This is a genomic window from Stenotrophomonas sp. GD03877 (genome assembly GCF_029840555.1).
GTDB lineage: Bacteria > Pseudomonadota > Gammaproteobacteria > Xanthomonadales > Xanthomonadaceae > Stenotrophomonas > Stenotrophomonas geniculata.
The window spans coordinates 1-12009 of record NZ_JAOCCT010000064.1; the positions used below are offsets into that span (position 1 = coordinate 1).

10 protein-coding genes and 1 pseudogene are annotated in these 12009 nt (G+C 67.5%); 4 read left to right on the top strand and 7 right to left on the bottom strand.

Going from position 1 to position 12009, the window contains the following annotated elements:
- Nucleotides 1–172: 172 nt before the first annotated feature.
- From N5D20_RS24395 to N5D20_RS24405, 3 genes are all read right to left on the bottom strand, one after another.
- Nucleotides 173–583 (bottom strand): hypothetical protein, encoded by a 411-nt coding sequence (locus tag N5D20_RS24395; RefSeq protein ID WP_010482846.1) that lies wholly within the window; start codon nucleotides 581–583, stop codon nucleotides 173–175.
- Between the two features lie 158 nt (nucleotides 584–741).
- Nucleotides 742–1083 (bottom strand): hypothetical protein, encoded by a 342-nt coding sequence (locus N5D20_RS24400; RefSeq protein WP_004153024.1) that lies wholly within the window; start codon nucleotides 1081–1083, stop codon nucleotides 742–744.
- A 124-nt stretch (nucleotides 1084–1207) separates the two neighbouring features.
- Nucleotides 1208–2383 carry a thiolase family protein gene (locus tag N5D20_RS24405; protein ID WP_049436441.1) on the bottom strand — a complete coding sequence of 392 codons (1176 nt, stop codon included), beginning with the start codon at nucleotides 2381–2383 and terminating at the stop codon, nucleotides 1208–1210.
- Between the two features lie 183 nt (nucleotides 2384–2566).
- On the opposite strand from N5D20_RS24405, the pseudogene N5D20_RS24410 reads away from it, so the two are divergent.
- Nucleotides 2567–5407, top strand: a pseudogene (locus N5D20_RS24410) (S8 family serine peptidase).
- 44 nt (nucleotides 5408–5451) lie between these two features.
- On the opposite strand, the gene N5D20_RS24415 reads toward N5D20_RS24410, so the two are convergent.
- Nucleotides 5452–6549: a Glu/Leu/Phe/Val dehydrogenase dimerization domain-containing protein gene (locus tag N5D20_RS24415; RefSeq protein WP_010482852.1), complete on the bottom strand. Its 1098-nt coding sequence runs from the start codon at nucleotides 6547–6549 to the stop codon at nucleotides 5452–5454.
- Nucleotides 6550–6827: 278 nt separating this feature from the next.
- Between N5D20_RS24415 and N5D20_RS24420 the strand changes: the two genes are divergently transcribed.
- Nucleotides 6828–7904, top strand: a complete 1077-nt coding sequence (locus tag N5D20_RS24420; RefSeq protein WP_049436439.1) for an HDOD domain-containing protein — start codon at nucleotides 6828–6830, stop codon at nucleotides 7902–7904.
- A 3-nt stretch (nucleotides 7905–7907) separates the two neighbouring features.
- Here N5D20_RS24420 and N5D20_RS24425 read toward each other — a convergent pair whose 3' ends face one another.
- From N5D20_RS24425 to N5D20_RS24435, 3 genes are all read right to left on the bottom strand, one after another.
- On the bottom strand, nucleotides 7908–9497 hold the full coding sequence (locus N5D20_RS24425; protein ID WP_197579523.1) for a phospholipase D family protein: 1590 nt from the start codon (nucleotides 9495–9497) through the stop codon (nucleotides 7908–7910).
- Between the two features lie 103 nt (nucleotides 9498–9600).
- Entirely contained in the window at nucleotides 9601–10299 is a 699-nt protein-coding gene (locus N5D20_RS24430; protein ID WP_197579522.1) for an RNA pseudouridine synthase, read from the bottom strand.
- 47 nt (nucleotides 10300–10346) lie between these two features.
- Complete coding sequence (locus N5D20_RS24435) at nucleotides 10347–10847, bottom strand: M48 family metallopeptidase (protein ID WP_010482861.1); 501 nt, start codon at nucleotides 10845–10847, stop codon at nucleotides 10347–10349.
- Between the two features lie 62 nt (nucleotides 10848–10909).
- Between N5D20_RS24435 and N5D20_RS24440 the strand changes: the two genes are divergently transcribed.
- Together N5D20_RS24440 and N5D20_RS24445 are read left to right on the top strand one after the other, a co-directional pair.
- Nucleotides 10910–11467: a DUF2058 domain-containing protein gene (locus N5D20_RS24440; protein ID WP_019338831.1), complete on the top strand. Its 558-nt coding sequence runs from the start codon at nucleotides 10910–10912 to the stop codon at nucleotides 11465–11467.
- A 159-nt stretch (nucleotides 11468–11626) separates the two neighbouring features.
- Nucleotides 11627–11893 carry a DksA/TraR family C4-type zinc finger protein gene (locus tag N5D20_RS24445; protein WP_010482865.1) on the top strand — a complete coding sequence of 89 codons (267 nt, stop codon included), beginning with the start codon at nucleotides 11627–11629 and terminating at the stop codon, nucleotides 11891–11893.
- Nucleotides 11894–12009 lie beyond the last annotated feature (116 nt).

Genomic DNA, 12009 nt, shown 5'->3' on the forward strand with positions numbered 1-12009 from the left:
CGCCATCCATGGCGCTTACGCCCCTGCGCAACCTACCCGCGCGGCCTTGGACGGTTTCCGTGCCGTCCACCATGGAATCAACAGAAAGAGCGGAGAGCGAAAAGCAGAAAAGCCGCGGCAGTGCCGCGGCTTTTCCTGTAGCGCCGAGCCGATGCTCGGCTGCCGATACACCTCAGTGCTTGGCTTCTTCCTTGGCGGCGTTGGCCTTGGCGTCATTGGCGACATCACGTGCCTTGTCGGCAACCTTCTGCGCGGCGTTGGCGGTCGCGTCGCTGGCGTGTGCGGCGGCGTCGGTTGCGGCGTCCTTGGCCTTGTCAGCCGCGTTCGCGGTGGCGTCTGCAGCCTTGTCCAGCGCCTGCTGGGTATCGGCGGCGGCCTGCTCGGACGCGGCAGCGGTCTTGTCGGCGGCGTTGCGGGTGGCTTCGGCGGCCTTGTCCACGGCGTCACGGGCGGCAGCGCCTGCGCTGTCGGCAGCCTGCTGTGCGTCCTGCTTGGCCTGTTCGGCTTCCGGGCCCTTGCAGGCGGCCAGGGCCAGCAGCAGGGAGGCGGCCAGCAGGGTGGTGGTGATCGGACGAATCTTCATGGCGGTCTCCGGTACTGCAATGGATGGGGACGCCAGCCTATTCATGCCGTTGTGAAGACGGGGTCGCGATGTAGCGGCTCAGTCGCGCGCATTTCGACAAAAGAAAAAGCCGCTGGCGAACCAGCGGCTTTTCCAGAACAGCGTGAAGAAAGAAGTTATTACTTCTTGGCTTCTTCAGCAGCGTCCTTGGCCTTCTCAGCGGTGCCTTCAGCAGCCTTGGCAGCGTCAGCAGCGGCGCCGGCAGCGGCGTCGGTGGCAGCAGCGCCAGCCTGGGCAGCAGCGTCAACCGAAGCGTCAGCAGCGGTGGCGGCGGTGTCAGCGGCCTGCTGGGCAGCGTCGGCGGTCTGGGCGCCAGCAGCGGCGGCCTGGTCGGCAGCAGCCTGGGCTTCGGTGGCGGCTTCGTTGGCCGAAGCAGCGGCGTCCTGGGCAGCTTCCTGCTTCGAGCAGGCGGCCAGGGCCAGAGCCAGGGACATCGCGACCAGCAGCTTGTTGATGCTCATTGTGTGAATCCTCGTCGTTAGAATTAGGCAACGCGCATGCTGCGCGCCGACAACATGATGACAAGCCAAGATTGGGTGTCAAGCGATCCCGCATTCATTTTTGCGAAATCATCGTTAAATCCATTTAAATCAATTCGATGGCGATAGCCGTTGCTTCGCCACCGCCGATGCACAGGGTGGCAATGCCGCGCTTGCCACCGCGCGTGCGCAGGGCGTTGACCAAGGTCACCACCAGGCGTGCACCGGAGGCACCGATCGGATGGCCCAGTGCGCAGGCACCGCCATTCACGTTGAGCTTCTCATGCGGGATGCCCAGTTCGCGCATCGGCGCCATCGCCACCACGGCAAAGGCTTCGTTGATTTCAAACAGATCGACCTGGTCCAGCGACCAGCCGGTCTTGTCCAGCAGCTTGTGCAGCGCGCCGATCGGGGCGGTGGTGAACCACTCCGGTTCCTGCGAATGGGTGGCGTGGCCGACGATGCGGGCCAGCGGGGTGATGCCTCGCGCGGCAGCGTCCTCTTCGGTCAGCAGGACCACTGCGGCGGCGCCGTCAGAGATGCTGGAGGAACTGGCGGCGGTCACGCTGCCGTCCTTCTTGAAGGCCGGGCGCAGGGTCGGGATCTTGGCGATGTCCGAGCGGCCGGGCTGCTCGTCGGTGGTGACCTCGACCTCGCCCTTGCGGGTGGTGACCTTCACCGCGACGATTTCATCGGCGAACGCACCGTTGGCCTGGGCCGCCTGCGCGCGCTTGACCGATTCGATGGCGTAGGCGTCCTGCTCTTCGCGGCTGAACTGGTACTTGTCCACGGCGCATTCGGCGAATTCACCCATCGCCTTGCCGTCGTATGCGTTGACCAGGCCATCGTGGGCCATGTGATCGACCGCCTGGAAGTTGCCGAAGCGGTTGCCGGTGCGCGAGTTGGGCAGCATGTGCGGCGCGTTGGACATCGATTCCATGCCGCCGGCGACCACGATGCTGGCCGAACCGGCCTTGATCAGGTCATGGCCGAGCATGATGGTCTTCATGCCCGAGCCGCACACCTTGTTCAGCGTGGTGGCACCGGTTGACAGCGGGATGCCGGCAGCGATCGCCGCCTGGCGGGCCGGCGCCTGGCCCAGATTGGCCGGCAGCACGCAGCCCATGAGGACTTCGGAAACGTCGCTGGCCGGGATGCCCGACTGTTCCAGGGCGGCGGCGATGGCGGCCGCGCCAAGGGTCGGGGTCGGCACGCCGTTGAACTGGCCGAGGAAGGAGCCGATGGCGGTGCGCTTGGCGGCGGCGATGACGATGTTGGACATGGCAATCTCGTTGATGCGTAAGCAATGTTCGGAAAGGAGACCGTGGGCCGTTGGAAGCGCCCCGGTTTCCCGGCAGACTGCGTGGGGGTCGGCCCAAGTATAGAGGGTCGGGGAGGGCCGCCGTTGGACGGCGCCGCATGCCTGCCGGCACAAGGGCGGGCCAACGTTCATGGGAAGGAATCGATGAAACGCACGACGACGGTGAGATCTGCCCTGGCAACCGCGCTGGCACTGGCGCTGACGGCCTGTGGTGGAGGTGGCGGGGGCGGCAACGTGCGCATCGATACACCCCCACCACCGCCGCCACCGACTACCCCGCCACCGACGACGCCGCCCCCGGTCAAACCACAGGAGCCGGCTTTCGACGCGCATCTGTCAGTCACCAATGCGCGCGCCGCACAGGCTGCCGGCCTGACCGGTCAGAACGTGCGCATCGGCATCGTCGATTCCGGCGTGCAGCGCAATGCGGTGGCATTGAATGGCCGGGTGCTGGCCAACCTCAACTACATCGATCCGGCCAGAAACAATCTGGGTGTCGATGATGTGGTCGGCCACGGCACCGCCGTGGCCAGCCTCGCCGCCGGCGCGGCAACGGGCTCCTGGCCGGGCGGCATCGCGCCAAAGGCGCAGATCGTGTCGGCACGGATCATTGCCGACAAACCGCCGACCGACGACGGCAGCGGACGCGGCAATGCATTCAGCGGACCGCTGGGTGTGGCCCAGGTCCACCAGGACCTGATCAGCTACAACGTGAAGGTGATGAACAACTCGTGGGGTGGCCTGTACTGGACCGACCTGCCGACCACCGCGCAGGTGGCCGCCGAGTATCGTCCCTTCGTGATCAACCACGGCGGGCTGGTGGTGTTTGCCGCGGGCAATGATGGCCGCGGCGAACCGAGCAGCCTGGCCGCGCTGCCCAGCCAGCAGGGCGTGGCCGGCACGCTGCCGGCCGCCGATCTGGAGCGCGGCTGGCTGGTGGCCACCGCCGTGGATCCGTATGCGCCCGGTACGTTGGCCAGCTATGCCAATGCCTGCGGCCAGGCAGCCCGGTACTGCCTGGCGGCGCCAGGCAGCGCGGTCTATCCCGATGCCAATGGTGGCAGCTACTACTGGAACTACGGCACGTCATTTGCGGCGCCCTTGATTTCCGGCGCGGCGGCGCTGGTCTGGGAGCGCTTCCCGTACTTCAGCAACGATCTGGTGCGGCAGACCCTGCTGGGCACCGCCAAGGACATCGGCGCGCCGGGCGTGGATCCGGTGTTCGGCTACGGCCTGCTCGACATCGGCCGTGCGATCAACGGTCCGGGCCGTTTCGATTGGGGGGATGTGGTCGCCAACGTGGATCTTGCTTCGACCGGCTCGGCGTGGCGCAACGATATCGTCGGCAGCGGCGGCCTGGTCAAGCAGGGCGGGGGCACCCTGGTGCTGGCCGGAAACAACAGTTACACCGGCGCCACCCGCATCGAACGCGGCATCCTGTCGCTGCAGAACGGTGGTGTGGTCCGTTCCAATGTGACCATTCTCGGCCAGTCCGATCCGGATTCGACCGGCCTGCAGTTCAATGGCGGCACGCCCCGCGTGATCGGCAATGTGGTCAACGGCAGCAGCGTTTTCCTCACCACCGGCAACACCACCGGCACCATCGAGGGCAACTACACCCAGCAGGCCGGTGCACAGCTGATGATCGCACTGGGCGCCAATGCGCTGCAGGTCACCGGCAATGCCGCGATCGACGGTGGCGTGCGCGTGCATGGCTTCGTTTCCGGCTACGTGCCACAGAACGGCAGCCGCCAGGACCTGATCCATGCGGCAGGCGGACTCAGTGGCACCTTCAGTACGCCGGCTACCTCCAGTGGCCTGCAGGGGCTGTCGTTGCTGCAGAGCAGTTACGGCTACGACAGCAACAACGCCTGGTTGAACCTGACCCAGGTCAGCGTCACCGCAGCGGCCAGCGGCCTGGGGGCGTCCGCCCAGGCGGCAGCACAGCGCCTGGAAGGTGCATTCGCAGCACTCGACAGAAACGCAGGGCTGCAGGGATCGGCCTTTGGTGCAGCGGCCGGCGCCCTGCAGTGGACCGGCGGTGGCCCGCAGGGCCTGGCCGCCAGCCTGCAGAGCCTGTCCGGTCAAGCGCACGCCCGTGCCGAAGCGGCGACCTTCGACAGCATCGACATGTCGCGGCGTGCGATCGCCGAGCGCTTCGATCGTGTACAGGCCGCACCGCGCCTGCGCGGGAGCTGGCAGAGCGCGCTGGGTGAGGCGGGGCAGGGCAGCTTCGCCGGCAACGCTGCCGACAGCCGGGGCTGGATGGCCGGCCAGGATCTGCCACTGGGCAGCAACGGTCTGATGGGCGTGGCGTTTGGCGAGACCCGAAGTAATGGTGGCAGCAGTTTCGGCGGCGATCGTGGGCGTGATCGCCAGGCGCAGGCGCAGCTGTACGCGGGCTGGAATCTGGGGCGTGGCTACGCGCTGGCCTAGGTCGGAAGCGGCCAGTTCACCCGCGCGCTGGATCGTCAGCTGCTGCTCGGTGCGGGCGCCTATGGTGTCTCTGCGCGGTATGGTGGCCGTTTCAGCAGTGCCAGCGTGGAGGGTGGGTACCGGCTGGGGCGTGCAGGCGCATCGTTGACGCCCTACGTCGGCGCCAGCACCACGCGCGTGGATACCGACGCCTTCAATGAGCTCGGCGGCTTCGGTTTCGGCCTGCGGGGCGATGCCAATCGCGTGCAGCGCAGCCAGATGCTGGCCGGTATCCGCGGCGAGCGTGGCTGGGGGCGTTGGACGCTGCGTGGGCATGCCGAATGGCAGCAACGGCTTGATGGTGCGGATGCGGACTGGCAGGCCAGTTTCGTCGGCGTCGATGCCTGGGCACCGCTGGCGGGCTGGAACGCGCCGCGCGGCAGTGCGCTGATCGGCGTGGCGCTGGAATCGTGGTGGGGCCGCACTGGCCGCCTGAGCCTGGGCTTCGACCAGCGCGTCGGTGGCGAAGGTGCGCGGCAGGCAGCCCTGCGCTACAGCACCGGCTTCTGAAGGACAGGTCGCGCCGGGTCCTGCCCGGCGCGACGTCGGCTGGCTCAGCCGCCGCGCAGGTTGCCCAGGCGCGGGGTGCTGCGGCCCAGCGGCATCTTCAGCTTGCCGATCGACAGGATGCGGCTCTCGGCGATGCGGTCGGCGGCACGCTGCGGCGCGATGTTCTCGCGCTGCGACAGTTCGAAGATGCGGGTGAGGTTGTGGTAGATGCTGCGGATCAGGCGCATCGCGCGTTCGCGGTTGTAACCGTCGATCTCCAGCGACACGTTCATCACGCCACCGGCATTGACCGCATAGTCCGGTGCATACAGGATGCCGCGCGCATGCAGCTCGTCGCCGATCTCCAGGCTCGACAGCTGGTTGTTGGCGGTGCCGCAGATGATCTTCGCCTTGATCCGCGGCAGGGTGTCGGCGTTGATCGCGCCTTCCAGCGCGCACGGTGCGAACACGTCGGCGTTCACCTCGTGGATCTCGTCCGGCTTGACTGCTTCGGCGCCGAAATCGCTGACCGCGCGATCAACCAGCGCGCTGTCCAGGTCGGTGACGTAGAGCTTGGCGCCGCGGTCGCGCAGCAGCTTCACCAGTTCCATGCCGATGTGGCCCAGGCCCTGCACTGCGATGCTGGTCTTGCCCACTTCCTCATGGCCGAACTTGAAGCGCATCGATGCCATCAGTGCCTGCAGCGCACCGTAGGCGGTGAACGGGGCGGGATCGCCGGAGCCACCATGGACCTGGTGCACGCCGGTCACGAACTGGCTTTCCAGGTAGATGTTCTCCATGTCGTTGACGTCGGTGCCGACGTCCTCGGCAGTGATGTAGCGCCCGCCCAGGGAATCGACATAGCGGCCGAAGGCACGGAACAGCACCTCGGTCTTGTCCACTTTGGGGTCGCCGATGATCACCGCCTTGCCGCCACCTACGTTGAGGCCGGCCAGTGCATTCTTGTAGGTCATCGTCCGGCTCAGCCGCAGCGCATCGGCCAGCGCCTCGTCGGTGCTGGCGTAGGGGCGCATGCGCACGCCGCCCAGGGCCGGGCCAAGGGTGGTGTTGTGGATGGCGATGATCGCCTTCAGGCCAGCGTCGTGGTTGTGGCAGAACACCACCTGTTCGTGGCCGGTGGTGGCGAGGGTTTCGAATAGCATGGCGTCTCCGATGGCGCGATCAGCGGCGAACTGCAGCGAACGGCCAGTGAACGGTAGGGTCCCAAAACAAAAAAAGCGACGTCGTCGGTGCAGGGGGACGGGTCGCGCGGCGCCATTCTAGTCCATTCCCCCGGCCGGTGCCGTCGACATCGGCGGCCTTCCGGTTAAAGAAGATGAAAGTGCGGCCGATGCTGCGACGACGGCGGGTGGCCGGATTCGCGTGAAGAGGCAGGGCGGTCAGTGACGGCAAGGGCACCACAACGACAGGGCGGGCGGCGATGACGCCGGCCTGGTGGCGATCGCTGCGCGGCTGGCTGGCGCGCTCGACCGGGGCCGCGCCGTCCCGGTTGGCGGCGGTGTCGCGGCAGGCGGTGGCGGCGGCTGCGGCCAGCCTGCAGGGTGAGGCGCTGCCTTCGGCCGAGATCGCTGCACATCTGCAGCGCGGCCTGCATGCGCTGGCCCTGTACCCGCGCCTGGCCGGTGAATCCACGCCGGTGCAGGCCGCGGGGCTGGGCGAGGCGGTGGCGCGCGCGCTGCAGGACCGGGACTGGGCGGCCCGTCAGTTGCCGCGCCGCCCGCAGCTGCTGCCGCAGCTGATCCAGACGGTCAACGACGATGCGGCATCGGCGCGGGTGATGGCGGCGATCATCGGCCAGGACCCGGTGCTGACCGGCAACCTGCTGCGCATCGCCAACAGCCCGGCCTACAAGGTGCACGAGCGCCCAGTGGAAAGCCTGCAGCGGGCGGTGACGCTGGTCGGTACCGAAGGCGTGCGACAGATCATCAGCGCGGTGCTGGTGCAGCCGGTGATGCAGGTGCAGTGCGAGGTGTTTCCGCAGTTCAGCACGATCATCTGGGAGCACGCGCTGCTGGCTTCGCGCGCAGCCGCTGACCACGCGCGCACGGTCACCTTCGGCGATGCATTCGCCGCCCAGTGGCTGGGCCTGGTACAGGGGCTGGGGGCCGCACTGGTGATGCGCCAACTGCTGCAGGAAGCGCAGGCACGCGATGAGACGGTGGAGCCGGCGCTGGCGCTGCAGCTGCTCCAGCAGTGGTCGCTGCCGTTGGCGCAACGCGTGGCTGCGGCTTGGGAGCTGCCCGAGCCGGTGCACCAGGCACTGGCGCCCGAGGCGGATGGCCCGCTGGCTGACAGCCTGCGCCTGGCCAGTGCGGCCGCAGCGGCCAGCCTGCTGTGCCGGCATGGACATGCCAGCCAGAGCCGCATGCTGGCCCTGCTCGAACAGTTGCCTTCGGCGCCGCCGCATGCCCTGCGCTGGATCTGGCGGCGCCTGCACGGGCGCAGTGTGGAAACACGCGATGACGCTGGACAGGAAGAAGCGGATCCTGCGCCCTGAGTGCTACAGCTGCGATTCCACCGGCAGCCAGCTGATCACCCGCGCGGTCCAGCGCTTGCCCAGGCTGGCCCCGGGTTCGGCCTCCACCCAGTGCGGCGGGGGCTGCCGCTCCAGCCAGCGCAGGTCATCATCGCGACCCAGCGCCAGCCACCAGCTGTGCTCCGGGCCGGCAAGGCGCAGGTACTCGTCGCGCAATTGCGCACCCAGCACCGGGTCGTCGAACAGCACGCCCATTTCGGTATTGAGGTAGGCCGAACGCGGGTCGAGGTTGAACGAACCGACGAAACCGCGACGGTCATCGACCACGAATGCCTTGGTGTGCAGGCTGGCCCCGCTGCTGCCGAACAGGCTGGCATCCAGCTGGCCGTGTGCCTTCAGTTCGTACAGCTGCACGCCGGCCTTCAGCAGCGGCACGCGGTAGCCCATGTAGCCGCCGTGTACCGCCGCCACGTCGTTGGCGGCGAGTGAATTGGTGACCACGCCGACCTGCGCGCCGCGCGCGGCCAGCGCCGACAGCGCCTCGACCCCATCGTTGCCGGGCACGAAGTAGGGAGAGATCAGCAGCGCACTGTGCCGCGTGCTACGCAACTCGTCGCTGAGACGGCTGACCAACCAGCCGCGGCGATCGTCATCGCGGTGCTTCATCGGCGGATCGGAAGCGATGCGCACGTTGGCGCTCCAGTGCAGCGGTTCCGGGCTGGGCCGCTGCCGTGCGCGTGATTCGGCCACGCGCTGCAGGTAGGGCTGTGCCTTGGCATGCATGGTATCTAGGTCCGACTGCCGCACCAGCTGCTGCAACTGCGCATCGGTGTACGAGGCCAGTGCGGAAATCGGGATCGCCGTGCTGCTGTTCCAGTAGTCGTCAAAGATCTGGTTGGCCTGCTGCACGGCGGGGCCGGCCACCACCAGATCCAGATCCTGGAAGTTCACATCGTCGCGCGCGCTGAAGTATTCCTCGCCGATGTTGCGGCCACCGACGATCGCGATGCGGCCGTCTGCGATCCAGCTCTTGTTGTGCATGCGGTGGTTCACGCTGAAAGCGCGCTGCACCAGTTCCAGCGTGCGCGCGATGCCGCTGCGGTTGCGGAACGGGTTGTACAGGCGGATCTCGATGTTCGGATGCGCATCGAGCGCCATCATCAGCGCGTCCTTGTCCTTGGCGTTCATGTCGTCAAGCAGGATGCGCACGCGCACACCGCGCTCGGCGGCGTCGTACAGTGCCTTGGCCATCAGGTGGCCGATCAGGTCGTCGTGCCAGATGTAGTACTGCAGGTCCAGGCTGCGGCCTGCGTGCGTGGTGATCATCGCGCGTGCGGCGAAGGCATCCATGCCATCACTGAGGAACGCCACGCCGGACTGTCCGGGGTGTGCGTCCTGCAGCGGCACGATTTCCTGGTCGATGCGGGTCTGCGCCGGCTGCAGTGGCAGAACATGCGAGGGTGCGCCCTGTGCCCGTGGCGTGAGATGGTCGGCCAGCAGCAGCCCGGACAGGACCAGCAGCAACAGCGCGGCGAGGATGATTGCAGCGACGCGCAGCAGGCGTCGCCACAGGGGCTTGGGCAGGCTCATGCCCCGATGGTAGAGCCACGCCATGCGTGGATGAAAGCCAACAGATTCATGGCAGTAGATCCACGCCATGCGTGGATGCCTTCTTCAGGCAACGTCACGCCATGCGCGGATGACAGGAACTTCGCGGTCAGAACCGTTCGTCGCTGCCCAGGTAACGCCACTGCCCCGCAGGCAGCGGTCCCAGTGCCACGCGGCCAATACGCAGCCGACGCACGGCCGTCACCTGCAGGCCGGCAGCGGTGACCGCCACGCGCAGGCCCTTGGCCGTCAGGCCTTTGCCCGCGAAGCGCAGGCGCTGCTCGCTCTGCCAGCTGACCTTGGCGCCGCCCGATTCCTGCTGCAGCCGCGCCATCAGCCACGGGCCGCGCTCGGGCCCACCTTCGGCCACTTCGATCAGGTATTCCTGTTCGGTGCGGCCCAGATTGCGCTGCAGATGGGTCAGCGTAGCCGGATCCTGGCTGACCACCACCAGGCCGCTGTCGCTGGCCGGAAGCGAGGCGGCCAGCTGCAGGCCGTGGAAGTGTCGCTGCAGCGGACGGATGTCGCTGGCATCAAGCTCGCTGCGGCTGTCACTGCTGACCAGCGCACACAGGGTCTCAGCAGCAACGCCGGCCGGCTTGTGCAGCAGCATGCTGACCCGCTCGGCCTTTTCATCGCTGGCCTGCTCTGCCACGACGATCACCGCGCTGTCATCGACCGGACGCTGCGGCTGTTCCACCACGTCGCCGTTGACCGTGACCCAGCCGCCTTCGATGTAGCGTCGCGCTTCGCCGCGCGGGATGCCGAGCAGGGCGGACAGGCGTTTGTCGAGACGGATCGGTTCCATGGCGGAAAGGTCAGGCAGGGGGCGCGCAGTGTAGCTGCTGCGGCCGGTCAGCGCTGGCCGCGGTTGGCCAGCTCGGTCAGGTACAGCCGGGTATCGAACTCCAGCTGCAGGTAATCCGGCTCCATGTGCTGGCACAGCTGGTAGAAGGCCTTGTTGTGGTCGGCCTCCTTCAGGTGGGCCAGTTCGTGCACCACTATCATGCGCAGGAACGCGGCCGGTGCCTGGCGGAACACGGTAGCGATGCGGATCTCGCGGCTGGCCTTGAGGCGGCCGCCGTGGACGCGGGAGATGGCGGTATGGGTGCCCAGCGCGTGCTTGATCACTTCCAGCGTGTTGTCGTAGCAGACCTTGTTGAGCGGCACCGACTTGCGCAGGTAGCGGTCCTTCAGGTCCTGGGTGTAGTCGTACAGCTGGCGGTCGCTGCGCACTTCGTGCGGGTCGGGGTAGCGCTGCTGCAGCCAGGGGCCGAGTTTGCCCTGTGCCAGCAGGTCGCTGACCTGGGCGACCAGGGGTTCGGGATAGCCGGTGAGGTACTTCAGGACTGCCATGCAGGGGCGGCGGGGCGTCGGTAGAATGGAGCATCCAAGATTACACGCGGTACGCATCGACCATGGCAAAGCCCAACGCGCTGCAGGAACAATTGCTCAAGGCCGGCCTGGCCAAGAAGTCGCAGGCCAGCGCCGCCGCGAGCGCGCAGGCCAAGGCCCGGCAGGGCAAGGCCGAATCGACCTCGGCCGACGTCCAGCGCGAGGCTGAACGGGCCCGCGCCGAGAAGGTCGAGCGCGACCGCGCACTGGCCGCCGAGCGCAATGCCCAGGCCCGTCAGGCTGAACAGAAGGCGCAGGCGAAGCAGATCATCACGGCCCATGCCGTGCCCCACAAGGGCGACGACGAGTACCGTTTCAGCGATGGCGCGGCGATCCGCACCCTGCTGATCGACCCCAAGCTGCGCAAGGCGCTGTCGGTCGGCGTGCTGGTCATTGTCGCCAATGGCGAGGGCTACGCCCTGCTGCCACGTGCTGCTGCCGAGAAGGTGCGTGAGCGCGCCCCGGAGGCGATCATTGTCGACCATGGCCAGCCGGGCTCGACCGCCGAGATCTCCACGGGCAACGCCGAAGACGATGCCTACTACGCGCAGTTCCAGGTACCCGACGACCTGGTCTGGTAAGCAAAAAGGGGACGGAGGGGATTAAGTCGCAATCGGCTTGATGCGGCCCGTCTGCCTTCTGCTCAGCTTGCTGAAGGCCCGCCGGTCATGGCCCGGCGCTACCGTTTACTGCGCGGTGTATCGTCCCCATATCAGGCGACACACCTGCGGAGGATGGCCATGGCCACCGGTTGGGCGGGAGACGGCGCGGTCCAGGACCAGATCGACGCCACCGTCGACGATGCGATTGCCCGCGCGCGGCGCCAGCTGCGCGAGGGCCCGGGTCTGGAACACTGTGAGGAATGCGACGCGCCGATCCCGTTGGCGCGGCGCCAGGCCGTGCCTGGTGTACGTCTGTGCGTGGCGTGCCAGCAGGCGCATGACGACGAAGAACAGGCGCATGCCGGCTACAACCGGCGTGGCAGCAAGGACAGCCAGCTGAGGTAAAGGGGGTTTTTATTGCAGGGCTGCGCCCTGCACCTGCCGAAGCCAGAGCTAGAGCCAGAGCAACGTCAAAAGCCTGCATTCCGTGGGATGGCGGGGCGGTGTGGGTGGTCAGGACA

Bases quoted from the DNA above. Each gene is read 5' to 3' on its own strand.
- N5D20_RS24395 (WP_010482846.1), bottom strand. From the start codon at position 583: ATGAAGATTCGTCCGATCACCACCACCCTGCTGGCCGCCTCCCTGCTG.
- N5D20_RS24400 (WP_004153024.1), bottom strand. From the start codon at position 1,083: ATGAGCATCAACAAGCTGCTGGTCGCGATGTCCCTGGCTCTGGCCCTG.
- N5D20_RS24405 (WP_049436441.1), bottom strand. From the start codon at position 2,383: ATGTCCAACATCGTCATCGCCGCCGCCAAGCGCACCGCCATCGGCTCC.
- N5D20_RS24415 (WP_010482852.1), bottom strand. From the start codon at position 6,549: ATGCTATTCGAAACCCTCGCCACCACCGGCCACGAACAGGTGGTGTTC.
- N5D20_RS24420 (WP_049436439.1), top strand. From the start codon at position 6,828: ATGACGCCGGCCTGGTGGCGATCGCTGCGCGGCTGGCTGGCGCGCTCG.
- N5D20_RS24425 (WP_197579523.1), bottom strand. From the start codon at position 9,497: ATGGCGTGGCTCTACCATCGGGGCATGAGCCTGCCCAAGCCCCTGTGG.
- N5D20_RS24430 (WP_197579522.1), bottom strand. From the start codon at position 10,299: ATGGAACCGATCCGTCTCGACAAACGCCTGTCCGCCCTGCTCGGCATC.
- N5D20_RS24435 (WP_010482861.1), bottom strand. From the start codon at position 10,847: ATGGCAGTCCTGAAGTACCTCACCGGCTATCCCGAACCCCTGGTCGCC.
- N5D20_RS24440 (WP_019338831.1), top strand. From the start codon at position 10,910: ATGGCAAAGCCCAACGCGCTGCAGGAACAATTGCTCAAGGCCGGCCTG.
- N5D20_RS24445 (WP_010482865.1), top strand. From the start codon at position 11,627: ATGGCCACCGGTTGGGCGGGAGACGGCGCGGTCCAGGACCAGATCGAC.